Annotated in this window: 20 protein-coding genes; 15 read left to right on the top strand and 5 right to left on the bottom strand. The window is 54.9% G+C overall.

The features are described 5' to 3' along the window. Position 1 precedes the first annotated feature (1 nt). From pgaD to ACVWZP_RS19740, 8 genes are all read left to right on the top strand, one after another. Positions 2-484 (top strand): poly-beta-1,6-N-acetyl-D-glucosamine biosynthesis protein PgaD, encoded by a 483-nt coding sequence (gene pgaD, locus ACVWZP_RS19775; protein WP_026139837.1) that lies wholly within the window; start codon positions 2-4, stop codon positions 482-484. Between the two features lie 432 nt (positions 485-916). Further along, a complete protein-coding gene (locus ACVWZP_RS19770) occupies positions 917-2638 on the top strand; it encodes a ShlB/FhaC/HecB family hemolysin secretion/activation protein (RefSeq protein ID WP_457370077.1) in 1722 nt (573 codons plus the stop codon). Positions 2639-2669: 31 nt separating this feature from the next. Then, positions 2670-9581, top strand: a complete 6912-nt coding sequence (locus ACVWZP_RS19765; protein WP_457370076.1) for a two-partner secretion domain-containing protein — start codon at positions 2670-2672, stop codon at positions 9579-9581. Continuing rightward, entirely contained in the window at positions 9582-9944 is a 363-nt protein-coding gene (locus ACVWZP_RS19760) for a hypothetical protein (protein WP_096131191.1), read from the top strand. Between the two features lie 89 nt (positions 9945-10033). Beyond that, a complete protein-coding gene (locus ACVWZP_RS19755) occupies positions 10034-10429 on the top strand; it encodes a hypothetical protein (RefSeq protein WP_126587703.1) in 396 nt (131 codons plus the stop codon). Next, on the top strand, positions 10429-10905 hold the full coding sequence (locus ACVWZP_RS19750) for a lytic transglycosylase (RefSeq protein ID WP_082107815.1): 477 nt from the start codon (positions 10429-10431) through the stop codon (positions 10903-10905). The genes ACVWZP_RS19755 and ACVWZP_RS19750 overlap by 1 nt, the downstream gene beginning before the upstream one ends. A gap of 362 nt (positions 10906-11267) precedes the next feature. Continuing rightward, positions 11268-12005 (top strand): DUF637 domain-containing protein, encoded by a 738-nt coding sequence (locus ACVWZP_RS19745; RefSeq protein ID WP_457370400.1) that lies wholly within the window; start codon positions 11268-11270, stop codon positions 12003-12005. A gap of 663 nt (positions 12006-12668) precedes the next feature. Next, positions 12669-13334: a hypothetical protein gene (locus tag ACVWZP_RS19740; RefSeq protein ID WP_079442594.1), complete on the top strand. Its 666-nt coding sequence runs from the start codon at positions 12669-12671 to the stop codon at positions 13332-13334. Between the two features lie 147 nt (positions 13335-13481). On the opposite strand, the gene ACVWZP_RS19735 is transcribed toward ACVWZP_RS19740, so the two are convergent. Next, positions 13482-13736, bottom strand: coding sequence for a hypothetical protein (locus tag ACVWZP_RS19735; RefSeq protein WP_057006050.1), 255 nt, complete (start codon positions 13734-13736; stop codon positions 13482-13484). Between the two features lie 254 nt (positions 13737-13990). On the opposite strand from ACVWZP_RS19735, the gene ACVWZP_RS19730 reads away from it, so the two are divergent. The 4 genes from ACVWZP_RS19730 (at position 13991) to ACVWZP_RS19715 (ending at position 16615) form a co-directional block, all read left to right on the top strand. Next, positions 13991-15262: a DUF637 domain-containing protein gene (locus ACVWZP_RS19730; protein WP_457370075.1), complete on the top strand. Its 1272-nt coding sequence runs from the start codon at positions 13991-13993 to the stop codon at positions 15260-15262. A 29-nt stretch (positions 15263-15291) separates the two neighbouring features. Beyond that, positions 15292-15738, top strand: a complete 447-nt coding sequence (locus ACVWZP_RS19725; RefSeq protein ID WP_227778761.1) for a pentapeptide repeat-containing protein — start codon at positions 15292-15294, stop codon at positions 15736-15738. A 101-nt stretch (positions 15739-15839) separates the two neighbouring features. Further along, the gene (locus tag ACVWZP_RS19720; protein ID WP_457370074.1) at positions 15840-16124 is read left to right on the top strand and encodes a hypothetical protein; all 285 of its coding nucleotides are present in this window, start codon (positions 15840-15842) and stop codon (positions 16122-16124) included. Between the two features lie 167 nt (positions 16125-16291). Beyond that, a complete protein-coding gene (locus ACVWZP_RS19715) occupies positions 16292-16615 on the top strand; it encodes a hypothetical protein (RefSeq protein ID WP_253392479.1) in 324 nt (107 codons plus the stop codon). 385 nt (positions 16616-17000) lie between these two features. Here ACVWZP_RS19715 and ACVWZP_RS19710 read toward each other — a convergent pair whose 3' ends face one another. The 4 genes from ACVWZP_RS19710 to ACVWZP_RS19695 all read right to left on the bottom strand — a co-directional run bounded on the left by ACVWZP_RS19710 (position 17001) and on the right by ACVWZP_RS19695 (position 19643). Then, positions 17001-17303: a hypothetical protein gene (locus ACVWZP_RS19710; RefSeq protein ID WP_046385098.1), complete on the bottom strand. Its 303-nt coding sequence runs from the start codon at positions 17301-17303 to the stop codon at positions 17001-17003. A gap of 313 nt (positions 17304-17616) precedes the next feature. Then, positions 17617-17874 (bottom strand): hypothetical protein, encoded by a 258-nt coding sequence (locus ACVWZP_RS19705; RefSeq protein ID WP_046385097.1) that lies wholly within the window; start codon positions 17872-17874, stop codon positions 17617-17619. Positions 17875-18427: 553 nt separating this feature from the next. Then, positions 18428-19015, bottom strand: a complete 588-nt coding sequence (locus tag ACVWZP_RS19700) for a hypothetical protein (protein WP_046385096.1) — start codon at positions 19013-19015, stop codon at positions 18428-18430. A gap of 16 nt (positions 19016-19031) precedes the next feature. Continuing rightward, positions 19032-19643 carry a hypothetical protein gene (locus ACVWZP_RS19695; protein ID WP_046385095.1) on the bottom strand — a complete coding sequence of 204 codons (612 nt, stop codon included), beginning with the start codon at positions 19641-19643 and terminating at the stop codon, positions 19032-19034. A gap of 328 nt (positions 19644-19971) precedes the next feature. Here ACVWZP_RS19695 and ACVWZP_RS19690 point away from each other — a divergent pair, with 328 nt between their 5' ends. Genes ACVWZP_RS19690 through ACVWZP_RS19680 form a run of 3 tightly spaced genes read left to right on the top strand, consistent with a single transcriptional unit; the run spans position 19972 to position 21694 of the window. Continuing rightward, on the top strand, positions 19972-20652 hold the full coding sequence (locus tag ACVWZP_RS19690; protein ID WP_017848624.1) for a CsgG/HfaB family protein: 681 nt from the start codon (positions 19972-19974) through the stop codon (positions 20650-20652). 29 nt (positions 20653-20681) lie between these two features. Then, positions 20682-21044: a DUF4810 domain-containing protein gene (locus tag ACVWZP_RS19685; protein WP_017848623.1), complete on the top strand. Its 363-nt coding sequence runs from the start codon at positions 20682-20684 to the stop codon at positions 21042-21044. Continuing rightward, complete coding sequence (locus ACVWZP_RS19680; protein ID WP_079442601.1) at positions 21041-21694, top strand: DUF799 domain-containing protein; 654 nt, start codon at positions 21041-21043, stop codon at positions 21692-21694. The genes ACVWZP_RS19685 and ACVWZP_RS19680 overlap by 4 nt, the downstream gene beginning before the upstream one ends. Positions 21695-21753: the final 59 nt, after the last annotated feature.

Raw genomic sequence — 21753 nt, 5'->3', positions numbered from 1 at the left:
CATGAAACTGGTCCGAACTCGTCAACACCCGGTGATGTGGGGCATCGATGTGCTCTTGACCCTGCTGGCCTGGGGCGGGTTGATTTGGCTGCTGATGCGCGGCATTACGTCGATGCTTGACAGCCATGGCGGCCCACGCCTGGAAGCGCCGATTTTCGCGGCGCTCAACACCCTGCAGATCTACCTGTGGATCGCCCTGTTCAACGCTGTGATCCTGATCAGTTGGGCGCGTTACCAGCAACGCAAGGGACGCAAGTTCGCCCAGCGCCGCGCCGAGGTCAACGGGCTCAGCGACAAGCACCTCAGTGAAAGTTTTAAGCTGGAGGAGGGGGCCCTGGAGCAACTGCGCAGGCCGGGTGTGCTGGTCATCCACAACGACGAGCACGGCGGCGTCGAGGACGTGAAGTCGCATGTCTCCCGCGACGTGGAACGCCCGCCGCTGACCCTGGTGCCCGGCCAGGAAAAAGGCAAGGACATCGGCTGAAGGCCAAACCACGCCGCTCTTTGTGGTCGCTGTGGAGCCCCGGCGAGGCTCTACAGCGCCTCCAGCGGTTCTGCAGCATCAGGTTTGCCGCTCGTCGCCAATCGGTTTGCCCTGCAATCTCGATAAATGAGCCCTGGTTCACAAAACTCCTGCGAACTTTTCCGTCTTTCCCGGTACTAACCTAACTCGGCAATAACTTGATGGCCAAGTAGTGGCAATTAATAAGTTATTCGCTGAATCAACATCAAAATAGTTGCCGTTTGTCGGAATAATATTTCCGGTGAGCGCTTGCTTATCTGTTTTGATTATTTTTATGGTTATAAATCAGTGTGTTGCAGAACTATCTAGAACTTTCGTGCAACTAATCCAGTCCCTTGGGTCAGCCGAAGTTCGATGTTAGTTTGCCGCGCCTTGATTTTCGACGGATCGAACATGTCTTTGTTATTGCCACGGACTCGGTATCTTCTGTGTACTTTGCTGCTCGCCTGGTTAAGCCTGAACAGCGCCACGGCCGCCCCCACGCCGGGCGATCAGGACCTGATCCGCGACCGCCAGAACCGCCTGCTCGACGAGCAGCGCCGGCGCCTCGACGAGCTCAAGGACCTGCCCGGCAAAGAAGCCAAGCCCCAGGCCCCGGCCACGCCCGCCGACAGCCGTTGCTTCCCGATCCGGGACATCACGCTCAAAGGCGCCGACAGCCTGCCCGCCACCGACCGCGAGCGCCTGCTCAAACCCTATGTCGGCCAGTGCCTGGGCGTGTCGCAGCTCAATGAACTGCTCAAGGTCATCACCGATTACTACATCGACAAAGGCCGGGTCACCAGCCGCGCCTACTTGCCGCAACAAGACCTTTCCAGCGGCCACCTCCAGGTGCTGGTGGTTGAAGGCAAACTCGAAGGACTCAAAGGCGCCCAAGGCAGCAGCGTGACTGATCGCGAGCTGGCCATGGCCTTTCCCGGCAAGGTCGGCGAGGCGCTCAACCTGCGCGAAGTCGAGCAACTGGTGGACCAGCTCAACCGCCTGCCCTCCAAGCAGGCGCAAATGGAACTGACCCCCGGCACCCAGGTAGGCGGCAGTGACGTCGTGGTCAAGAACACCCCGCAAAAGCCCTGGCGCGCCAGCCTGTCGCGCAACAACGATGGGCAGAAAAGCACCGGCGAACAGCAATGGGGCGCCGGCCTGGAGTGGGACAGCCCGCTCGGCCTGGCCGACCAACTGGTGCTGCGTGGCGGCCACGATGCTGTCAGCGACCACCAGAAAACCTCGAAAAACAGCATGCTCTACTACAACGTGCCGTGGGGCTGGTGGAACTTCAGTTACACCTACAACGAGAGCGACTACCGCACCTTTGGCGTGACCAACGACTACAAATTCAAGCAGAACGGCGACAACCAGAATCACCAGTTGCGCGCCGAGCGGGTGGTCCATCGTGACGATGTGAGCAAGACATCGCTGAACGTCGGCGTGGCGCACCTGCGCACCAACAACTACATCCTCGATACCCGTACCGCCTCGAGCAGCAACCGCCTCAGCGAATTGCAACTGGGCTTCAACCACGGGCGCCGCATCGGCAGCGGGTTCGTCAACGTTGACCTGGGCATGCAGAACGGCATCGGCTTGCTCGATGCCCAGGCCCAGGACGAGCGTGATGACGCTGGCAATCGGCAGCCCAACGCGCGCTATCGCAAATACACCGCCACCGCCAGCTTCCTGCAGCCGTTCACGCTGTGGGGCGAGTCGTTCAGTTTTTCCAGCCTGGCCATCGGCCAACGCAGTGAAGACATCCTGTTCAGTCCACAGCGCATCAGCCTCGGCGGCTCGGCCTCGGTGCGCGGCTTCAAAGACCAGCAACTGAGCGGCGACAGCGGCGGCTACTGGCGCAACGACGTGCGCTGGGCGCGCCCGGTGACGCTCGATTGGCTGCGCCCGGCCTTTGCCGAATACGGCGCCAGCGTCGGCTACGACCAAGGAGTGATCAGCCACGGTCGCTACAACGACGACGTACACGGTCGGGTCTCGAGCAACTCCCTGGAGCTGTTCGCCCGGGGCAAACACGTCAGCACCAGCGTGACGTTTGCCCATTCTTTGGAACGCCCGGCAGTGATGAGCGAGCGCGAAGCGCCGATCTACTTCCGCATGGATTTCTTCCTGTAATTCAACGCCCCGTTACATCGAGAATTTGAAAATGGATGTTCGCCAATTTGCCTTCCTGGCCCGCCAACCTTCTGCCGCCCTGAAGCCGCGCGACGCGTTCTTCGGCCTGCCCAAGCGCGGGCTGGCGTTGATCCTCGCCAACGCGCTGTTCTGGCAGCCGCTGCTGGCCCAGGCCGAGGGCATCGTGGTCAGCGCGCCCGGCACCACCGTCGGCGCCGCGGGCAATGGCGTGCCGGTGGTGAACATCGCCACACCGAACGGCAGTGGCCTGTCGCACAACCAGTTCAAGGACTACAACGTCGGCCCCAACGGCGTGATCCTCAACAACGCCAGCGGCGCGGTGACCAACACCCAGCTGGGCGGCTACATCGTCGGCAACCCCAACCTCAAGGGCGGCGCGGCCAGCGTCATCCTCAACGAAGTCAACGGCGGCAACCCCAGCCAGTTGCGCGGCTACACCGAAGTAGCGGGTCAGTCGGCCAAAGTCATCGTCGCCAACCCCTACGGCATCAGTTGCAACGGCTGCGGCTTCATCAACACCCCCAACGCCACCCTGACCACCGGCAAACCCGTCATCGATCCGACCGGTCAACTGAAAAGCTACCAGGTCGACGGCGGCGCGGTGACCATCGACGGTCAGGGCCTGAACGCGAGCAACGTCGACCGCTTCGAAATCATCACCCGCTCGGCCAAGATCAACGCGCAGATCAACGCGCGCCAACTCACCGTGATTGCCGGTCGCAATGACGTGGATGCACAAACGTTGAACGCCACCGCACGCGCAGATGACGGCAGTGCCAAGCCTGAGCTGGCAATCGACTCCAGCGCCTTGGGCGGCATGTACGCCGGCGCGATCAAACTGGTCGGCACCGAAGCCGGCGTGGGTGTGAAGCTCGACGGTACGTTGGCGGCGAGTGGTGGGGATATTCAGCTTGATGCCAATGGCCATTTGAGCATGGCGCAGGCAGCGGCCACCGGTAACGTCACGGTCAACGCGCAGAATATCGACCTTACCGATAGGGTCTACGCCACCGGCAATGTGCAAGTGACCAGCGCCCAGGCGTTGGTCAACCAGAAGAGTGTGGCGGCCGGTCAGCGTATCGAAATCAATGCGACGACAGTGACCAACCCCGGCATCATCGAAGCTGGCGTCGCCCCCGACAACAGCCGCAATGCCACCGGCGACCTGGTGGTCAACGCGCAAACTGTCAACACCACCGGCAACCTGCTGGCCAGCCGCACATTAGCGATCACTGCCGCGCAAACGCTGACCAATCAGGACGGCGTCATTCAGGGTAAAACCGTCAGCATCGATGCGGCCAAGTTGGTCAACCAGGGCGAAGTGGCACGGGTGTATGGCGTAAAAAGCCTGGCGATCAATGCGCCGGCCATCGTCAACCTGGGCGGTTTGCTCCGCTTCGGTGAAGGCCAGGCGGCGACCCTCGACAGCGCGTCCCTGGACAACCGTCAGGGCCGTATCGAAATGGCCGGTGGCAGCCTGGTGCTGAGCAGTGCCGCGCTGAACAACAGCGAAGGCAAGATCATTGCTAGCGACTTGACGGTCAACGCGGGCCGCGTCAATAACCAGAGCGGCCTGCTCGTCGCCAACACCGTGACAGTGACAGCCGACACGCTCGACAACAGCAACGGCACACTGGCCAGCCAACTCGGCAACCTGAAGCTGACTGTTAAAGCCCTGACCAACCGTGGCGGCAAACTGTTCGGCAAAGAATTGTTAACCTTCGACGGTGCCACCCTTGATAACAGCGCCAATGGCCAGATCAGCGGCAACCGACTGGACCTGACGGCTCGCGACACGCTCACCAACCGTGGCGGCCTGATCGAAGCCAGCCAGGGTCTGACCCTCGGCGGCGGCAATCTCGACAACAGCGCAGGCGGGCAAGTACGCAGCCTGGCTGGCACCAGCAGCAGCCTCGACTTCAGCGGGCAGGTGAGCAACCAAAAGGGCATTCTTGAGTTTGGTAGCCAGGCCTTCAGCCTCGACGCCGGGCACTTGAACAACCAAGCCGGTCAATTGCAGCACGCCGGCAGCGGCCTGTTCCGCGTCAAAACCGCCAGCCTCAGCGGCAGCCAAGGCGACATCAATGGCCTGGGCACCGCCGACTGGTCCTTCGGTACTGTCGATGGCCTCGGGCGTGTGCAACTCAATGAACGCCTCACTTACACAAGCACCCAGAACCTGACCCTCAAAGCCGGCGACCGCATGGCCAGCGCAAAAGGCCTGGTGCTTGACGTGGCCAGCCTCGACAACGGCGGCGAACTGCTCAGCGACGGCGACCTGAGCATCACCCTCAGCGGCGACATGACCAACAGCGGCCGCGTGTCGGCCCTGCAAAAACTCAGCGTGCAGGCCAATAGCCTCAGCCAGAACGGTGGGCGCCTGGCGGGCAACACCACCCAACTGAACCTGCGCGGCACCCTCGACAACCTCGGCTACCTCACCGCACGTCAGCAACTGGATATCGCCGCGCTGCAAATCAACAACCGTGGCACCCTCGGTGCACAGGGTGCAGTGAACCTCAGCGCCGTCAACGGCATCACCAATGGAGCGGATTCGCTGCTATTCAGCGGTGCCGACCTGACCTTGCGCGGCAACGGCTTCAGCAACGTTTATGGCGACGTTTACACCCAGGGCAACCTGACGTTTGCCGCGCGTGATGGTGGTCAGGCGGCAGTGTTCAGCAACCTGTCGGGCACGGTTGAAGCCGAAGGCTCTATCGGCATCAACGCCGCATTCGTGGAAAACGCCAAGGCCGTGTTCGAGCTGGGACGGACCGTGACCACCGGGAGTGTGTACTGGCAATGTGGCCAGCACTGCGACGGGGACTACTCGTACAAGCGCGGCGAGATACGCATCAACCAGACCTTCCTCGAATCCGCGCTCAAGGACTCGGCGCCCGCGCGCCTGGTCGCTGGCAAAGACATGCTGATCCAGGGCGACAACGTCCAGAACCGTTACAGCCTGCTGGCCGCCAACGGCAACCTCGGCATCGTCGCGAATAACCTGCTCAACCAAGGCGCGGGCACCCGCACTGGGCAGAACAGCATCGTTATCGGCACTCCGCGAAGAATTGACAAACATTACTGGGACCACGTTGAGTACGTCGAAGTCCCCGCGTTCAACGCCGCCGTTGCTGCCGGTCACTTCGACCTGGCGACGTTTGAAGCGCTCAAGGCGCGCTCCAGTGACTGGCGTTTTGCCGAGGCGAGTAACGTCACCACCTGGACCGTAAAAGATGCGCTTGTCTACAACGCCACCCTGCAAGCCGGTGGCACCGTCGACCTGTCCAAAGTCGTCAACACCGTGCAAAACGGCACGCTGCTGGAAAACCAGAAAGCGCAACTGACCGGCACCCTCGACAACGACCAGACTGGCATCCCCGTCGGCGGCATTAACATCAGCCTCAGCCAGCAGGCCAGTGCCCCTGGCTCGGCGTTCACCCCAGTCGACCCGACCACCTCGCCGTATTTCAAACTGCCCAAGGGCGAGTACGGCCTGTTCGTCAAAAACGCCGACCCTACCAGCCACTACCTGATCGAAACCAACCCCCAGTTTGCCAGCCTCTCGGGCTTCTTCAGCTCCGACTATATGCTCGACAAACTCGGCTTCAGCGCCGACACCGCCTGGCGCCGTCTCGGGGATGGCCAATACGAAACCCGCCTGATCCGCGACGCCGTGCTCGCGCAAACCGGCCAACGCTTCCTCACCAGTGCCTTGAGCAGCGACGCGGACCAATTCCGCTACCTGATGGACAACGCGCTGGCCAGCAAAGACGCCCTGCGCCTGAGCCTCGGCGTGTCCCTCACTAGCCAGCAAGTCGGCGCACTGACCCACGACATCGTGTGGATGGAAAATCGCGTGATCGACGGCCAGAGCGTCCTCGTGCCGGTGCTCTACCTGGCCCAGGCCGAGTCACGCAATGTACGCGGCAGCAGCCTGATCCAGGGCCGCGACCTCAACCTGGTCACTGGCGGCGACCTGCTCAACGTCGGCACCCTGCGCGCCAGCAACAACCTCTCCGCCGCCGCCGGCGGCAGTCTCTACAACGGCGGCCTGATCGAAGCGGGCAACAACCTGACCTTGCTGGCCCAGGACAGCATCCGCAACGCCATGGCCGGTGAAATTCGCGGTCCCCAAGTCAACCTCGCCGCCCTCAAAGGCGACATCACCAACGACACCACCGCGATTCAAGTGCGCGATGGCGCGGGCATGCGTACCCTCACCGACAACGGCACTAGCACCATCAGCGCCCGCGACAACCTGGTGATGGAGGCCGGTCGTGACCTCATCAATCGCGGTGCGCTTGCAGGCGGCAACGACGTCACCCTCACCGCTGGCCGCGACCTCAGCCTGCTGCCCGTCAGCGATACCCGCGTGAAGCACGAATTCAGCGACGGCGGGCACAAATCCAGCATCACCACCGACGTGAAAAACCTCGCCGCCAGCGTTACGGCGGGGGGCAATCTGAATATGAAGGCTGGGCAGGATGTAAACATCATCGGTAGCACGGCCACCGCTGGCAAAGACATCAATGTCGACGTCGGGCGCGATTTCAACGTGGTGTCGGTCAGCGATGTGCACAGTGTTGAAGGTAAGGAAAAACACGGCAAAAAACGCATCAAGACGACGGATGAGCAGACCACCCAAGTGGCCAGTGTGTTGACCGCGGGTGGGGATTTCAGAAGTCAGGCCGGGCGTGATACGACGCTGGTGGCGAGCAAGATCAGTGCGGGGAATGAAGCGTATTTGTACAGCGGGGAGCAGATGAATCTGCTGGCGGCTGAGAACAGTACGCATACCTTGTATGACATGAAGGAGAAGGGAAGCTGGGGCGCTAAAAAGGCGCAGATGGACGAAGTAACCCGCACGACTCAAGTAGGCACCGAGATCAAGGCGGGCGGAAACCTCACTCTGAAAAGTGGTGGCGACCAGTTGTACCAAGTCGCCAAGCTCAACAGCGGTAAGGACATCATTCTCGATAGCAGCGGTGCGATCGTCTTTGAAGGAGTCAAGGACCTGCACGATGAGAGCCACACCAAGAGCAAAAGCGACCTCTCCTGGTTCAGCGCCAAAGGTAAAGGCAATACCGATGAAACCCTGCGTCAGAGCGAGCTGGTTGCTCAAGGGCAGCTTGTTATCAAGGCCGCCGAAGGCATTCGCATCGATGTCAAACAGGTTGATCAGCAGACCATAAGCCAGACCGTTGATGCGATGGTAAAGGCTGATCCCAATCTGGCTTGGCTGAAGCAAGCTGAGGCACGTGGCGACATTGATTGGCGCCAGGTGAAGGAGATTCACGAGAGCTTCAAGTACGACAACTCGGGGCTGGGTGCCGGTGCCAAGATTGCGATTGCGATCATGATGGCGGCGATTATGGGCCCGGCTGGTTTTGGTCTAGGTGGCTGGCAACTGGCGGTCGCTACGAGCTTCTCTACTACGGGTGTTACCAGCACCATTAACAACAAAGGCAACCTCGGCAGGGCTTTGAAGGAAACCGTTAGTACCGACAGCCTTAAAAGCGCGGCGGTCGCTGGTTTTACGGCGGGTGCTCTGGAGTATGCCGACACTAATTGGTTCGCTGGTGCCGACAAAGCAGGTGCAAGTACTAGCACCGTCCAAGGTGTTAACCCGAGTGCGGGCTCAACCTTGGCGGTTACTAACTCCTCCAAAGATATTTTCACCTGGACGTCAGCGGGTGATATCGCCCTGCGCACTGGAGGTCGGGCGGTAATCTCTAGCGGGATTTCTACGGCCATCCAGGGCGGAAGTTTCGGCGACAATTTCAATGCTGCCTTGCTGGGAGAGGCTGGCAACGTTGCGATGGCTACCGGTTTTAATTGGGTGGGTGACTACGTCACGTTCCCGAATGGAAGCCCTCAAAAGATCATTGCTCATGCATTGATGGGCGGATTGCTGGCGGAAGCGACCGGCAGTGATTTCAAAACCGGGGCTGCGGCGGCTGGGTTGAATGAAGCGCTCATCAATCAATTAACTTGGGCCGCCCAAGGCAATAAAGACATCACTTTGATGCTTTCACAACTGACTGGGTTGTTAGCAGCGGCAGCGGTTGATGGTGATTTAGAGAAAGGCTCTCAGATTGCTCAGAAGGCGACGACGTTTAACTACCTTTACCACAAAGAAGTCGAGGAGATGCTTCGGGAGGTTGACAGCAAAAGTACGGAACAAGAGAAAAGGGCGGTTAGGGAGCGGTATGCGGCCCTTGATCAGCAGAGAAATGACGAATTGGATGCGCTCTGCGCGCGCGATCCGCAACGCTGCAGGGGTATTGCTATCTCGTTGGCGAACGATGATCAGAAACTCGTCGATCTGGTAGGTAAGCTTAGGTCCCAGGGGCAGGGTGGTGCTGCTTCTGCTGTAGGTTTTGTGATAGGGAGCAACCTAGACGCTTCCAGCAAAATTGCTGCAGATATCAGCTCTGCTGGCGGTGGGGTGTTGGTTAAGCTCGGGGCGGAGGCTATCAAGGCTGGAGTTGGAGTAACATTACCCTCGCGCTCTGGAGCAGGGAAAGGGAAGGGTAGTCAGGGTGAAGCTGCGGGTCCTGATGTACCGCAGGGTGCAAAAGCAAATGTGGGGTCCATTAGTCACATCTCTGGAGTGAATCTTCCTAAAAGTCAGTCTAAGATGATTGCTGATTTTGAAGCAGCAGGGTACCCAACAAAACCAGTAGTTTCTCCGACCAGCGGAAACGTGGTCGGAACTCAATACATCTTGCCTGATGGTTCGCGAGTTCGGGTGATGCAGGCGGATGGTCGAAGTCCCCAGCGCGCATCATTCGAGAACGCTAATGGCGGACCTGTTGATCCGACTACTGGAAAACCGCCGCAGCCCCCGCAAGGTTTATCGAAGGCTGAACGGAAGCAGTGGATTAGAGAGCGTACGCATATTGAACAGGTGGACTAAATGATGAATACACTCTTGCAGGCTGTGGCTCTTTTGTTGCCTATGAAAATTGAAAGAGTATTTTGGGATGGCGATACTTTGATGCTTTTTTCGGCGGGTTGGAGCTTTCGGACTGAGAGTGCGTGGCGTGTGTCTAAGGGGGGGGAGCTGCTGTTCGCTTGTTGGGATGACGATGCCCTTGACCATGTTTCTGAGCTTTTAGGCTTATCCATTGTTGAGGTAGGTTGGCTTATTGATGCTCAGCCAATTGATCCATTTTTTAAATTATCTGACGGCCGCGTCTTGAATGCATTTTGTTCGTCATCAACTGAGCCTTGGCTTATGGAGTTCTCGGACGGGGTCGTTTATTTAGGTAACACTTAATTTCATAAATTTTTCTTGGTGCAAAAGCAACTGGCGGTGCTGCAGAAAAGGTAGATGATGTTGTAGCTCCATCGTCTAAACCTGAATGGTTGCAACGGCTTGATGCGGGTAATGAGTTTAATAAGGTACAGTCTAAAAACTACCCGAATAACGAAGTTTATATTCAGCGACCTGACGGGAATGGCTATTATCGTGTTGATTCGTATAATCCCATAAAAGGCGAAATCGTCTCTCGTAAATTGACACAGCTTTCTGAGGTTTCAGAGGCGACAGCAAAGAGCTACATAAGTGAGGCCATTACGAAATACCCTTCTGGTGCGACCATTGCGAAAGTTCCATCTAGTGGGTCTTTGGGTGGTCAAAAATTGCAAGGTACTGTTATTCTGGAGGTTCCTCCACAGAATGGCGTGATTCCAAAAGCCATCTTGGACTCTGCCAATAAAGCAGGGGTTTTAATTAGAGATACTAATGGGAAGGTGTATTGATGGAGCTGCCTATTTATTATTGTAAGACTTGGTTTCGGATGAAGAAGTTTGCGATAGAGCCTATGGATGAATCTCTGGCACATTCTAGGCATCTCTCGGGTGAGTCATATACGGCTCTCATTGGCTCGGACTCTGCGCCATCTTGCTTTGTTGAGTTCTCCATAGATAAAGGAATGGTTGGTGTCGGTTTTTTAGATAAAAAATGTCGTGAGTACCTGACCTACCAATTTCAAGTAACAGATTCGGATAACTTATTTTTGACTATGGCGACTCATCGTGAGTTTGAAGGGGATGGAGACGAGGTCATAGGTGGGGAGTCCTATATTTTCAATGAGGAAGGCGGCCTTGTTATTAGGCGAGAAAAATTTAATCCTCATGAGGTTGAAGAGGCCAGATCAAGTTTCGAGCCGTCTCGAAATTATGAAAAACTTCCCAAGTTTGGTTGTTACTCTAATTTAACAAAAGCTGACAGATGAAAAAGACAGGTGAGTTCCATTATAAATTTTAAGGGGTCTGAGTTGATATGGCACCGGCCTTGCGCCGGTGTTTTTGCACCCTGATTGCACTCTTTTTGCATCCTACTTGCCTCCTTTCTGCAGTCAAGTTGCATCCCTTTTGCACCCACCCTGACGACCTACGGTCTAGCTGCTCAATACGCCCTTTTTGAGCATGATTTTTCGCCCCTTAACAGGAGCAAAATCTCAACAGAAATAGGGGTCAGACCACGTTTTGCATTTATGGAGTTTTTGTGACTATTGTTCAGTCCTTTAAAAAGAGAGTTATCCGAGGAGTGGTATGTCGTCCGAAGGCTGTTTTTTCTTAGTCTTATAATGGTGGTCTGACCCCTATTTCTCCCGCGCTTTCTTCCATGGCGGGTACCGCAGCGGCGAGCACTATCAACAACAAAGGCAACATTGGCCTGGTGCTTAAGGACGTGACGAGCCAAGACGCTCTGAAAGGGTATGCCACGGGTGCGGTAATCGCCGGCTTTGGCGCAGCCTTCACCGACGGTTGGGGCAGAGAGTTGACGTCTGAGGGCAACTATAAAACGGTGAGTTACGCGGAGCGGGTTAAAGCCTATACCGCGAATACGGCGTTGAAAGGCGTGCTGAGCGGCAAAGATAAAAGCTCTTGGCTGACGATCGCGGGCACTGGAGCGTTGACTGAAATTTATCAATATTCCGCTGGGCGCGGTCCGGATACACGACCGGGAGTCGACAGAGTGAAGGGGCCTGAATACGAGGTGTTACCTGATGGATTTGTTCCTCGTGGAGTCTACAACGGGGTAGACAGAGATGGTAAAAATATCGGTCTCAATCTAACCGAAGGCTGTGGCATATTTTCTATTTGTCATGGCACTCCAATTAGTAATGGGTTAAATCAAGTTCCTGGATTTAATTCTTTCGCGACCTTGCATGACACATGGATGAGTGATTTGGAAACGTACAAGGGAGATGAAATGTCGTTTCTTGAAAATATTGGAAGTATGCCCCCGGCGCTATTTGTTAACTATGGTGCGATCTATGACAAATATCGGCCTCAAATCGAAGCGGAGAAAAAACGTGCGCAGAATTAGTCTCTTTGTATTATTCGCCTTTTTAATCACAGGGTGTGCACCTTCTTACTCTGGATGGAAGAACAGTAAGGATGCTTGGGTGGGAACAACATTGGATTCGCATAATCACTCCATTTGTCAACGAGATTGTGGCGGGTCGCTATGGTCCCCGGTGAATAAAAATCGCGTGTTTGATCGTGTTGTTGCTGAAGGAAAAAATAAACGGATTTACATTACGTGGATCAGGGATTGCCATTACTCTGTGTTGGTTTCCGAGGAGGGTATCATTAGAGCGTGGCGGCCCGAGGGAAGCAGTGATGAAAATTGCTATATATACTAGTGGAAATAGGGGGCAGACCAGAATGGCACTTACTTAACCTTCTTCGGATGCCCATTCTTGCGTACCTCGGCCCTTGCCGCTCCTCGTGCCTGCATCAGCTTGGGGTAAGGTTTTGGCCTTCGTTTTACAGAAATAGGTAGGGGTCAGACCACGTTTTGCATTTATGGAGTTTTTGTGACTATTGTTCAGTCCTTTAAAAAGAGAGTTCTCCGAGGAGTGGTATGTCGTCCGAAGGCTGTTTTTTCTTAGTCTTATAATGGTGGTCTGACCCCTATTTCTCATAGGGCAACAGATATCCTTGTTGAGCAAAATATCAGAAATATTTCTGTAAGGGTGGCACCTTAATGACTAAATATAAGCTTGAATTTCGACATAGACCTAATTTTTCAGAGTCTATCGAAGATAGGCATAATAATTTTTTGAGAGCTGTAAGCGATTTGGGCGTTCCATGGGGTTTGAGCGATTCCCTTAAAGTTCCCCCTATTGGAAGCGAGTTGGTGACCTCGGCGTCATTAGATAAGCTACTTCCAGTCGGCGTTAAAGGTCGTATTTCATACGCCCTGCGAGATCAGAAGTATCTGGAAGATGATGCGCAGTTTGATGATACTCTATTTATTGAATTTACAGCTTCAAAAGTCGACTATTCAGATTTGTTGAAAGTTGTTTTTCCTAGATATATTAAGGCGTTTGGTTCCTATCGCTCGGCTTTGCATGATTGGAGTGTTACGAGAAGCGATTGGCCTTTAGTGGTAGAAGCTTGTGAAGCTACAAAGAAAGACGTCAATGGTAGGGATGGTGTTTTTCGTATAAATGCAGCGAATTATTTCGATAAGGAATTGTGTTTTCGTGCTTTTGGAAAGGGACCTCGTGAACTTGTTGATTTAATATGTGATTATGTAGAAGAAGTGCGTGAGTTTGAAGATGGAGTTTTGATTGTGATTAGTTATAATCCGCTATCTGCCGACGAGCTCCTCAGTGCGGGTGATCGACTAAAAAGCTTGGTGATTTGATTGTTTTTTTTGGTCAAAATGGTCGGTGTAGGGCTGTTTTGACTGGGCCTGGTAGAGTTGTTGGGAAGATTCTGCTTTTATGGTTCTTTAATAAAATTGTTTTATATATCGGCCGGGCAGTTATGGTTTAACTGCCCGGATTCTGCTTTAGATCTTCGAGTTTGATTTCCGTCCAATAACATCCAGCAGATCGCACCCATCCCGCAGCGGTATAGCCAGCAGCAGCGCAAAATCATGCAACACAACCGCATCACTGCTGATCTTTTCCCGAAATGCCAGATTCTCCAAAAACTGAGTCACCGCACGAATACGATACGCGGCAGCCTCATGGAGGACATCGAGGGGCGCTTGCGTGTCGATCACCAACGCGGGAATGGTTGAGTCGTGGCCTGTTAATGGCATGGGAAATAGGGGAAATAGGGGTCATAGGGAAATAGGGGTCAGACCACGTTTTGCATTTATGGAGTTTTTGTGACTATTGTTCAGTCCTTTAAAAAGAGAGTTATCCGAGGAGTGGTATGTCGTCCGAAGGCTGTTTTTTCTTAGTCTTATAATGGTGGTCTGACCCCTATTTCTCTAATTGGTTCGCTAGTGCCGACAAAGCAGGTGCAAGTACTAGCACCGTCCAAGGTGTTAACCCGAGTGCGGGCTCAACCTTGGCGGTTACTAACTCCTCCAAAGATATTTTCACCTGGACGTCAGCGGGTGATATCGCCCTGCGCACTGGAGGTCGGGCGGTAATCTCTAGCGGGATTTCTACGGCCATCCAGGGCGGAAGTTTCGGCGACAATTTCAATGCTGCCTTGCTGGGAGAGGCTGGCAACGTTGCGATGGCTACCGGTTTTAATTGGGTGGGTGACTACGTCACCTTCCCGAATGGAAGTCCTCAAAAGATCATTGCTCATGCATTGATGGGCGGATTGCTGGCGGAAGCGACCGGCAGTGATTTCAAAACCGGGGCTGCGGCGGCTGGGTTGAATGAAGCGCTCATCAATCAATTAACTTGGGCCGCCCAAGGCAATAAAGACATCACTTTGATGCTTTCACAACTGACTGGGTTGTTAGCAGCGGCGGCGGTTGATGGTGATTTAGAGAAAGGCTCTCAGATTGCTCAGAAGGCGACGACGTTTAACTACCTTTACCACAAAGAAGTCGAGGAGATGCTTCGGGAGGTTGACAGCAAAAGTACGGAACAAGAGAAAAGGGCGGTTAGGGAGCGGTATGCGGCCCTTGATCAGCAGAGAAATGACGAATTGGATGCGCTCTGCGCGCGCGATCCGCAACGCTGCAGGGGTATTGCTATCTCGTTGGCGAACGATGATCAGAAACTCGTCGATCTGGTAGGTAAGCTTAGGTCCCATGGGCAGGGTGGTGCTGCTTCTGCTGTAGGTTTTGTGATAGGGAGCAACCTAGACGCTTCCAGCAAAATTGCTGCAGATATCAGCTCTGCTGGCGGTGGGGTGTTGGTTAAGCTCGGGGCGGAGGCTATCAAGGCTGGAGTTGGAGTAACATTACCCTCGCGCTCTGGAGCAGGGAAAGGGAAGGGTAGTCAGGGTGAAGCTGCGGGTCCTGATGTACCGCAGGGTGCAAAAGCGACAGTTCAGGGACCTTTGGTTTCTAAAGGGTCCGATGTAACGCCAGAGATCATTCAAAAAGCATTACAAGGTAATCCTGCTATTAGCGGTCAAAATTTTGTTTCATTACCTGCGGTTCAGAGATACGTTGATCGTCTTCTTAAGGGTGATGTCGCTCCTCCAATTAAAATGGATGGAAATATAATTGTTGATGGGAATCATCGTTATATCGCTGCGAAAATATTAGGGCGAAGTCCAGAGGTGGCTCCAGGAACATTGTCACCGAGCAAAGCTGGACAAACCAAACCTGTATCAGATGTAAAAATTGATCCGGTAGATTGGGGGAATAGATGATAACTATTTACTTTGAGACAGGTGAGACTATGGACTTGCCTTTGGATAGTCTAGCTAATTCTATATTTAGTGGGTTGGAGCTTCATCGTGCAATTTTTGATAATTTTGATGTTTCTGGAGCAAATTTTACAAATTCGAATTTGAGAAATGCATCTTTTAATCACTCTATATTGAATGGGGCGGTAATGCATGGTGCCGCTCTTATGAATGCGACACTGGTTGGCGTACAGATGAAACGGGCGGATCTTTCAAGTGTTATAGCAGTTGGGGCTGACTTTACCGAGGCCGATCTTTCATCGTCTGGTCTGAAAAATGCGGATGTTTTTGGCGCTAGTTTCGTAAGAGCTAATTTATGCGATGTTAATTTTGACGTTAAAAGAATAGAAAACGCTTCTTTTTCTGGTGCTATATATAATGAAGGGACAGTTTGGCCTGAAGGTTTTGATCCTATAATGTTTGGTGCGACCAAAATTTAATTTTAGTCTCTCTATTCGGTGCAAAAGCTACTGGTGGCGCTGCTGGAAAGGTAGATGATCTTGCGTCAACTAAGGTCAAGTGGGTTGATGAGAATGCAGGTATGAGTTCGCGTGCCCGTGATTACAATGACTCAGCAACCGGTGCTCGCTCCAATCCTGCAACCCAATCTGGCCAAGCTCCTGCGCTAGAAAGAACAATGCCGGATGGATCAATAAGGTTGGTTAAATTCGATGGTGTGGATGGTGAAGTTTTAGTTGATCGCAAGATTTCGGTTGTAACGACGAGCAAATCGAAGGACCAGGCGCTTAGACAGTCTGACGAAAAATCGGGGTCAGACCACGTTTTGCATTTAAGGAGTTTTCGTGGCTATTGTTCGGTTCTTTAAAAAGAGAGTTGTCCGAGGAGTGGTGTGTCATCCGAAGGCTGTTTTTTCTTAGTCTTATAATGGTGGTCTGACCCCTATTTCTCCGGAATATCATTCCGACCCCCACACGCATACCTATGAATATGGTCCAGGCTATGGCTCCAATGGGAAAGAGACGAGGATCAATAATGATTAGTCTTCCAGAATTGAATGAATTGCTTGTTGCTCACAACTGCCTGCATGCGATTAGTATTCAGCTGAATGTTGACGGGATGGCTTATGATTTATCCTTATCGATCTCGGCCTCTGAAAAGGTAGGGGCTGATGTGGTGAGTATCAGATTCATTGATATTAGCCAATTTACGTGCCGTGATTTTGGCGGCGGATTAACTCAGCTGATGCACATGAACGTTAATAAGCTGGATTCTGGCTTCGATAGGATGCGTTATCAACTGAGTGATCTTGAGGATAAAAAGTTGTCGTTTTACTTCTCATCATTCTCGCTTGATTAGCTGGTGCAAAAGGCGCAGGTGAGGTTGCCTCTATAGGCGGAAAGACCTGGGAAATAGGGGGCAGACCACGTTTTGCATTTATGGAGTTTTTGGGGGAAATAGGGGTCAGACCACGTTTTGCATTTATGGAGTTTTTGTGACTATTGTTCAGTCCTTTAAAAAGAGAGTTCTCCGAGGAGTGGTATGTCGTCCGAAGGCTGTTTTTTCTTAGTCTTATAATGGTGGTCTGACCCCTATTTCTCTTCAACATCAATCTGAACTTGCAACACCTGGACAATTACAACGTTGGCTTTCATCGCCTAGTAACCGAGCGAAGCCAAACAGATAGCCTCGCCCCTGCTCATCCACTTTCACCGATCTTTTTTGATCTAAGACCTTTTATCAATCAAGCATTGAACCTGGTTTTAACTTCTCCACCACGCGCATAAGTCATCACAAACGAACTCCAATTTTCACCACGTCTGGTGGCGCACTCCCTCAACTCCTTCACCAAACGATAGAGGATTGCGCCATTGTAATCCGTTTCCGCATCCGTCACCCGAACCCCTTTGTTCTCGACAGTAAGAACAGTTTCTATATAACCCGCACCTACTGTTACCTCATAAAAAAAAGAGTCGTAGCCATCCACGATACCTGCATCTAGCAGCTCAAAAATCTGTTTCACTAACTGTACGTCTTGAGTAACCACTATATAACCTCCGGAATCTTATGAGCCTCATTTTCAAAGAAAACTTTTTCGGTCTTTCCATTTATCGTATAGGTCAACTCCATGTTATCAGGACGCGGGAAATAGGGGTCAGACCACATTTTGCATTTAAGGAGTTTTCGTGACTATTGTTCAGTCCTTTAAAAATAGAGTTATCCGAGGAGTGGTATGTCGTCCGAAGGCTGTTTTTTCTTAGTCTTATAATGGTGGTCTGACCCCTATTTCTCTTTAATGGTGGGGCCTAGAGTTGATTATCTGCACAAACCGGGGCGGCACTAAGGCCGCCCGATTTTATTCAGGTTGGATCGGCATTGAGCCTGCGGCTGATCACATCCAACAAATCACACCCATCGCGCAGCGGAATCGCCAGTAGATGGGCAAAGTCTTGCAGCACCACGGCATCGCTGCTGAGCTGTTCGCGAAAGGCTAGGTTTTCCAGCAGTTGGGTGACGGCTCGAATCCGGTACACGGCGGCGTCGTGGAGGACGTCGAGGGGTGCCTGAGTGTCGATGAGCAGGGCGGGTACGGTGCTATCGTGACCGGTTAGGGGCATGTATCGATTCATTTGAAGTCTCGTTTAGAGGGTATGAGATCTACCACCTAATCGTCGCCAAACGAATTAGGTGGCAGCTGTACGCAGGTTGGCGAACCGGAAACGAGTAACCGGCAGACCCGAAGGCCTCCCACGCACAGCCGCCATAACAGCGACTCTGCGGGTGCAAAATGCCTGCAAAAAAACGCAGAACGCTTTTGCACTCGTTTACGGATCGCCAAATCCGATCGCCCGGTTGGGCGACGGCCGGACTATAAGCCCCCTGCCCAAAACCACGCAAGGTATAGCACCCCGCCACTCCCTCAAGCCCCGCAGCCCTCAAACGCCCCACCCGGTCGGGTTGCATGGATTGCAGCGTTTTCAAATGACATGAGTGGATGGGGTAATGCTCAAGGCGCGTTACGCGTTCCAAGCCAGAACGCCGCCGGGTCAAGGGCAAACACTGTACCTGTGGCGAGGGAACAAGCTCCCGCGCCACAGGTCGCTTTTCGAGCGTTGTGTTTTTTCACTGAGCAGCGTGAGGGCTGGCCTGCCCTCACAGCGACTTTTGACCTCAGAACAACTTGCGCTGCACCGCCTCATCCAGCGTGCTGCGCGTCAACGCCTCCACCACTTCCCGCGTGTCCGCCTGGAACGGGATGCCCACGATCAGCACCAGGTGCATCCAGGTGCGTACCGACTCACTCTTTTTCACGCGCCCGAGTTCTTTGCCGTCTTTGTCCTTGAACACGGTTTCCAGGGTGAAGGTGTTCTTCGCCGTGGACGGGATGATGAAGAACGTCACGCCAGTGATGATCGCCGAGGCCATGTTGAACTGTTCGTTGTTGTACAGGGTGGCGTCGGCGTAGATGTCCGAGTCGACCTTGTCGGTGCTCACCCGCGAGAAGCGGTTGGACTGGCGAAACGAATCCGCCACGGCCTTTTCCCACAACGCCGCCGGAGCGCCGGCTGCAGTGTTGCCCGGGCCGCTGTTGACCTGGCGGAGCGCGGTGGTACGCACGAACGCCGTGGGTTTTTGCGCCGGTGCGTTGGCGGTCGGCGGCCAGGTTTGCACGGGCGGCAGTTCGTGTTGCGAGTAAGACACGCAACCTGTCAGCAAGATGGCCGCGAGGACCAGGCTGTGTTTGATCAATCCTTTCATGTGTCGCTCCTTGAAATTACGGTTTGGCCAGCTTCGCGGTAGCGGTGTCGAGCAGTTGCGCGACCAGTTCGTTCAGTTGCTTGGCGCCCATGGTTGGGGCCCAGTATTCGCGACCGTAGAGGCCGACGTTGCGCTCGAACTTGACCTCGTGTTTGGCGCTCGCCAGTTCCTTGCCATCGCGATCGACGATCACCAGGTCGCCGGCCACGTCAAAGGTGTCGACGTAGATCGGGCCGTTGACCCAGATCCAGACCGTCAGCGTCAGCAAGGCGCCGGGGACATAGCCCGGGTGTATGCCACGGTGGCCCTTGAGGGAGGTCATGTTGAACTTGAGCGACACGTCCTGCTCGCCCAGGCGCACGGGGTATTCGGTGACCTGCTTGAAGTAGCCCGCAGTACTCACATACTGATTGAGCTGGGCGGTCAGCGAGCGGCTGATCGCGGTCTTGTTGGCGTCGTTGACGTCGGCGACGCTCACCGTCACATCGGCGACTTGTGCGCTGCGCGGGCTGGTGACGGCGGCAGGGTGGAGCGGGGCGCCAATGGGGCCGGTGACGGTGTAGGACACACAACCGGTCATCGACAGGGCGGCGATCAGGGTCGCTGCTCGGAAGAGGTTTTTCAACACGCAATATCCCTATTAATAAATGAGCCAGGCCACTGTCTCGACTGACGGGCCGAAAACTTGAGGAATGTGCGTCACCGCACGCGCTCCGACGAAACACCTTGAGAACCCCTCTCAACCCCGTAAAATGCTGCAGCCGTTGCGACCCGACATGTTCAGGGATGAAGTCAGTTACGCGCGAGTTCTTGCCTTTGCGCAGGCCAGCCTGCCTCCCTCCCTGAAACTGCCGCCCTTGGCCCGACGCCTTCGACCTCGAAGGGGTGGGTATCGCCTCGTGCCCGGTTTCTCGCTACACCGAACGCTGCTGATTTCCTCACTTTAGGAGCAACATGTGAAAACACTGTCCCAAATCCTGCTGTCCGGCGTTGCCGTCGCAGCGCTGCTGACCGTGGCCGGTTGCGCCACGGAGAGCAACCGCGCGATGCCGGTGGAACAAGTCGCCAGCGCCCACGTCGCCTATTCCGGCGTGCGCGTGCCGATTGCCGTGGGCAAGTTCGATAACCGCTCCAGCTACATGCGCGGCATCTTCTCCGACGGCGTCGACCGTCTCGGCGGCCAGGCCAAGACCATCCTGATCACCCACCTGCAGCAGACCAACCGCTTCAGCGTGCTGGACCGCGACAACATGGGCGAAATTTCCCAGGAAGCCGCGATCAAAGGCACCGTGCAGAAGCTCAAAGGCGCTGATTACGTGGTGACCGGCGATGTGACCGAGTTCGGCCGCAAAGAAACCGGCGACCGCCAGTTGTTCGGCATCCTCGGCCGTGGCAAGACGCAAGTGGCCTACGCCAAAGTCGCGTTGAATATCGTCAACATCAGCACTTCCGAAGTGGTGTATTCCACCCAGGGTGCCGGTGAGTACGCGCTGTCCAACCGTGAAGTGATCGGCTTCGGCGGCACCGCCAGCTACGACTCCACCCTCAATGGCAAGGTGCTCGACCTGGCCATGCGTGAAGCGATCAACCGCCTGGTCGACGGCATCAACGCCGGCGCCTGGAACCCGCGCAACTGATTGGCAACCCCTCAAGGAGTAGTACACGGATGAGCAAGGCAGTGAAGTTGGCGCTGATGCTGACAGCAATCGCGACGGTCGCCGGGTGCCAGACGGCGCCTCAACCCCTGTATCAATGGGAAAGCTACCAGCCGCAGGTTTACGAGTACTTCAAGGGCGAGCCCAAGGAAGCGCAGGTCGAGGCCCTGGAGCGCGATCTGCAGAAGATCAACGCCAGTGGCCGCAAAGCACCGCCGGGTTACCACGCCCACCTGGGCATGCTGTACCTGAGCATGGGCAAGGATGACCAGATGGTGCAGGAGTTCCGCACCGAGAAGGCGCTGTTCCCCGAATCCGCTGCGTACATGGACTTTCTGCTGAAAAACGCCAAGACTGGAGTCGCCACCAAATGAGCCTATTGAAACTCACCGGCGCCTTGCTGGCCCTGGCCTTGCTCGGCGGTTGCGCGGCACCGAAGACGATTGATTACACGGCATACAAACAGGCGCGGCCGAAGTCGATCCTGGTGCTGCCGCCGATCAATGAATCGCCGGAAGTGCAGGCGTCCTACAGCATGGTTTCGCAGGTGACCTACCCGTTGGCCGAAGCCGGCTACTACGTGTTGCCGATTGCCCTGGTGGACGAAACCTTCCGCCAGAACGGCCTGACCACCGCCAACGATATCCAGGGCGTGCCGCCGGCCAAGCTGCATGACATCTTCGGTGCGGATGCAGCGCTGTACATCACCGTCAGCGAGTACGGCACCCAGTACATGCTGATCTCCAGCAACACCGCGGTGACCGCCTCGGCCAAACTGGTGGACCTGCGCACCGGCACCACCCTGTGGACCGGCTCGGCGCGTGCGTCCAGTGAGGAAGGCAACAATAACAACGGCGGCGGCCTGGTGGGCATGTTGATCACAGCGGCGGTCAAGCAGGTGATCAACAGCTCCACCGACGCAGCGCATCCGATCGCGGGCATCACCAGTGCGCGCCTGCTCTCGGCAGGGCAGCGCACCGGGCTGCTGTACGGTCCGCGCAACCCGAAATACGGTACGGACTGATCTCAGCGAAGGTCAAAGGTGGGAGGGAGCAAGCCCCCTCCCACACTGATCGAGGTGTT

The sequence above is a fragment of the Pseudomonas sp. TE36184 genome, from assembly GCF_054060055.1.
The sequence above is the reverse complement of the archived record's forward strand: the minus strand, read 5'-3'. Positions and strand labels throughout refer to the sequence as shown.

Excerpts from the sequence above, each read along its gene's own strand:
- pgaD (WP_026139837.1), top strand. The coding sequence starts at position 2 with ATGAAACTGGTCCGAACTCGTCAACACCCGGTGATGTGGGGCATCGAT.
- ACVWZP_RS19770 (WP_457370077.1), top strand. The coding sequence starts at position 917 with ATGTCTTTGTTATTGCCACGGACTCGGTATCTTCTGTGTACTTTGCTG.
- ACVWZP_RS19765 (WP_457370076.1), top strand. The coding sequence starts at position 2,670 with ATGGATGTTCGCCAATTTGCCTTCCTGGCCCGCCAACCTTCTGCCGCC.
- ACVWZP_RS19760 (WP_096131191.1), top strand. The coding sequence starts at position 9,582 with ATGATGAATACACTCTTGCAGGCTGTGGCTCTTTTGTTGCCTATGAAA.
- ACVWZP_RS19750 (WP_082107815.1), top strand. The coding sequence starts at position 10,429 with ATGGAGCTGCCTATTTATTATTGTAAGACTTGGTTTCGGATGAAGAAG.
- ACVWZP_RS19740 (WP_079442594.1), top strand. The coding sequence starts at position 12,669 with ATGACTAAATATAAGCTTGAATTTCGACATAGACCTAATTTTTCAGAG.
- ACVWZP_RS19735 (WP_057006050.1), bottom strand. The coding sequence starts at position 13,736 with ATGCCATTAACAGGCCACGACTCAACCATTCCCGCGTTGGTGATCGAC.
- ACVWZP_RS19725 (WP_227778761.1), top strand. The coding sequence starts at position 15,292 with ATGGACTTGCCTTTGGATAGTCTAGCTAATTCTATATTTAGTGGGTTG.
- ACVWZP_RS19720 (WP_457370074.1), top strand. The coding sequence starts at position 15,840 with ATGAGTTCGCGTGCCCGTGATTACAATGACTCAGCAACCGGTGCTCGC.
- ACVWZP_RS19715 (WP_253392479.1), top strand. The coding sequence starts at position 16,292 with ATGATTAGTCTTCCAGAATTGAATGAATTGCTTGTTGCTCACAACTGC.
- ACVWZP_RS19705 (WP_046385097.1), bottom strand. The coding sequence starts at position 17,874 with ATGCCCCTAACCGGTCACGATAGCACCGTACCCGCCCTGCTCATCGAC.
- ACVWZP_RS19700 (WP_046385096.1), bottom strand. The coding sequence starts at position 19,015 with ATGAAAGGATTGATCAAACACAGCCTGGTCCTCGCGGCCATCTTGCTG.
- ACVWZP_RS19685 (WP_017848623.1), top strand. The coding sequence starts at position 20,682 with ATGAGCAAGGCAGTGAAGTTGGCGCTGATGCTGACAGCAATCGCGACG.
- ACVWZP_RS19680 (WP_079442601.1), top strand. The coding sequence starts at position 21,041 with ATGAGCCTATTGAAACTCACCGGCGCCTTGCTGGCCCTGGCCTTGCTC.